General features: G+C 73.1%; 1 protein-coding gene and 1 pseudogene. Both read right to left on the bottom strand.

The window, feature by feature from the left end; genetic code table 11:
- Positions 1-435: pseudogene (locus tag ACOV8S_RS18590) on the bottom strand (hypothetical protein); the annotation flags it as partial.
- A 470-nt stretch (positions 436-905) separates the two neighbouring features.
- Complete coding sequence (locus ACOV8S_RS18585; RefSeq protein ID WP_448318941.1) at positions 906-2,060, bottom strand: hypothetical protein; 1,155 nt, start codon at positions 2,058-2,060, stop codon at positions 906-908.
- Positions 2,061-2,363 lie beyond the last annotated feature (303 nt).

Here is a 2,363-nt window from a genome sequence, read left to right as displayed (position 1 = left end):
CGACTGCCCGGCCCGGTCCGCCGGCAGCGGCCCGGTCACCGCGCTGTCCGCGCCGCCCCCCTGCCCCTGCTCGCTACCCGGCAACGGCATCCAGGGCGCGTGGGAGTTCCCGGACAGCAGCGTCGCCGCGATGACCACCGCGTACACCGCGCAGGCCACCCCGACCCCGATGCCGATGCGCCGGTACCGCCGGCTGCGGCGGCCGGACTCGTCGACGAACACCGGCCCGTCCGCCGCCTCGCCGGCGCCCGCCGCCCCGTTCGGCGGTCCGACCGCCTCGAGCTCCTCGTCGATCTCCCGGCCCACGCCGTCGAGCTGCACCGTGACCTCGTTCGGGTCATGGGTGTGGCCGGCACGGTCCGCGGACTCCCACGGCCGTGACAACAACGCCGAGCGGCCGGCACGGATGTCCTCGCGCCAATTCTTGAGCTGCACGCACTTCCCCCCAACAGGGCAGGCGGGCCGGGCAGACGTCCCCGGGTGCATCGGTGCTACCCCGGGCCGGAATCGACCCCCTCCGGACCCGCGCCCCTCTATCACACTGCTCCCTGACCAGGAGATTACTGACCTCCCAGGGGGTGCCCCGGACACTCGAACGGCGTTCGGTGTCTGAAAATCGCCGCACGGTCCGCACCGCTCCAGGCCGCCTCGATCATCCGGAGACACCCACGAACACACCCGGTCGGGTAGCGGACGAATCACGCTGCGTGACGCGGAAAGACCGTGCGCCGCACCCTCCGTCTCGACCGGAGCCGACCACCGTTCGAACCGCGTCATCCGGCCGGAACTGACCTGTGGACAACAGGCCCCGCACGCCCGCACGCGTCACCCGGATCAGCGAAGGGGCAACGGCACCAGGGGCGCCCGCTCACCCGTTGAGGTGAGTGGACGCCCACCGGCGGGGCTCAGCTCTGCCGCAGCGGCGGCATCGGCACCGGGATGCCGTACGCGGTGGCGCCCGCGCCCACACCGCCCTCGCAGGTGTTCGGCGGCAGCGTGCCCGAGCCGCGCGTGGAGGGCCGTTCGGCGGCCCAGAACATGTACCCGAGCATCCCGGGCGTGCTCCCCGCCCCGTTGGGCTGCACCGACTGCGTGAACGAGCCCGTGCTGTTCTGCAGCGAGGTGGCGAAGTCCGTGCACTCCGGGAGGACCTTGCTCGCGTTGGTGATGTACAGCGCCCCGGTGAACTTGGCCGGGGCCAGCGGAGGCACCCGCGGGTTGTACGTGGACTTGCCGTCCACGTGCTCCTGCCAGTTGGCGATCGCCGCGCTCGCCGAGGGCTGCCGGGCCGGGACCATCGCGTTGGCGTAGTCGAGCACCGGGTTGTCGGTGCGCAGCCAGTCCGTGGTGGCCTTGCGGTTGATGTCGATCAGCCAGCGGTCGCCCGCCGCGACGTCGATGGTGAGCCGCGCCGTCGGGTCGGCGCCGGTGGCGTCGTAGGGGTGTGCGGCGCGGTAGGCGTCGATGAACGCCTGGAGCCCGGCGAGGTCCGGGTCGGTGTTCTGCTCGTAGTCGATCTCGATGCCGACGCCGAGCTCGGTCGCCACCGCGGCGGCGTTGCGGCCCAGTTGGGCGGCGTTCTCGGCGAGGGCGGCGTCCCACTCGTCGGTGTAGGTCAGCCCTCCGACGGACAACTGCACGCGGATCCCACGGGAGGTGAAGTACTGCACGATCTCCCGGGTCATGCCCTTGGGCACGCCGTTCACGGTGCCCGCGTCGTTGGTCCGGTGCAGCAGCTTGAGCGGCTCGACGAAGCTGAGCACCACCAGGTTCACGGAGGGCCGGCCGTCGCCCCGGTCGACCAGCCAGTGGTTCTTCGCGTCGAACTCCGCGAGGCCGCGGACGGTGGACCAGGTGCAGGCGTCGTCGCCGCAGTGCCAGGACCCGTAGACCTGGGGCGGGGTGACGGCGGCCGCCGCCGGGGCGGCGACCGCGGCGGGCGGCGCGAGCGTCGCCCCCGCCAGCGCGGCCAGGGCCAGGACGCCACGGGACAGGACGCCGCGCGACAGGGGCCGGGAACCGGCACCGGAACGGCGGGAGCGCAGGAGCTGGGAGAGCATGACCGACCTCCACAGGGCTGGGTGGTGACCTGGCGCGCAGCCTGACAGGTCCATACCAACTCGACAAGAGGGTCAACAGGCGGCCAGGCACGCAGCCGCTCAGTCACTCAGCCGCTCAGGCGCTCAGGCGGTCAGGCGGTCAGGCGGTCAGCGCCCGGACGACCGTGTCGGCGAAGATCCGCGCCAGCGGCGGCAACGCGTCCCAGCGCCGCACCGCCCAGCCCACCTGCAGCGGCGGCAGTTCGGGTATCGGCACCAGCCGCAGCGGCCCGCCCGCCCCGGAGCCTCCGACGACGCCGGCCC

This window comes from Streptomyces sp. CO7 (assembly GCF_053474865.1).
This window is presented reverse-complemented; position numbering and strand designations above follow the sequence as displayed.

What these genes read in the sequence shown, in the direction of transcription:
- ACOV8S_RS18585 (WP_448318941.1), bottom strand. Translation starts at nt 2,060, where the DNA reads ATGCTCTCCCAGCTCCTGCGCTCCCGCCGTTCCGGTGCCGGTTCCCGG.